At 58.5% G+C, this 784-nt stretch carries 1 protein-coding gene and 1 pseudogene; both read left to right on the top strand.

Features of this window, described 5'->3' with window-relative positions:
• Positions 1 to 135: pseudogene (locus BN102_RS11175) on the top strand (DUF3575 domain-containing protein); the annotation flags it as partial.
• Positions 132 to 784 (top strand): DUF5119 domain-containing protein (locus BN102_RS08015; protein ID WP_019208606.1); only part of this gene is annotated, 653 nt, incomplete at its 3' end. The pseudogene BN102_RS11175 and the gene BN102_RS08015, both read left to right, overlap by 4 nt.

Genomic DNA, 784 nt, shown 5'->3' on the forward strand with positions numbered 1-784 from the left:
GTACCTCAGGGGGATCGCTATCTTTGGCAGGCCACGAAGCAGCGTCACTGGTTCGGTCCCACCAAGGCCGAGGTGTCGTTGGTATGGCTGTTGGGATATGATAACATAAACAGAAAGAAAGGAGGCAAACGATGAAAACAGTTTCTACTTCTCCCCGTATTCTCAAGGCCCTGTTCCAGACGAGCCTGGCCTCCGTCACGATGTTGCTTTGCGCGCTGATAGGTGCGCTGCTCAGCGGCTCTCTTACCTCCTGCGATCACAAGGAACTCGACCGCCTTTCTGCCTCTTCCGCTCGCGTACGTGTACTCTTCGACTGGCGCAAGGCCCCGGGGGCCTCCGCCAAAGGCATGAGCCTGTACCTCTACCCGCAGACAGGGGGTGATCCCCTGCGCTACGATTTCCCCAACGCTTCGGGAGGGACGGTGGAGATACCTTTCGGACGTTATCGGGCCCTGTTCCTGAACAACGATTCGGAGACCCTACTGCTGCGCGGAACGGAACGCTTCGCGAGTTTCGAACTCTATACGCGTACAAGTACCCTGTTGGAACCTTTGGGCCTGCAGGGCAACCCCGAGGGTGCCAATCCCCCGGACGAACCCGTTGTGCTGGCACCCGACGCTCTTTGGGCGGGACAGGAAGATCCGGTAGAGCTCTCCCTTTCGGATCTTCGTGCGGACCCGACGGTGGGCGATGCCGACAAAGAGATTACGCTCTACCCCCAGGGTAAGACGTGCACCTATACGGTAGAGATCCGGCGCGTGCAGAACCTGAAATATACTTCCGC

This window comes from Phocaeicola abscessus CCUG 55929 (assembly GCF_000312445.1).
GTDB lineage: Bacteria > Bacteroidota > Bacteroidia > Bacteroidales > Bacteroidaceae > Phocaeicola > Phocaeicola abscessus.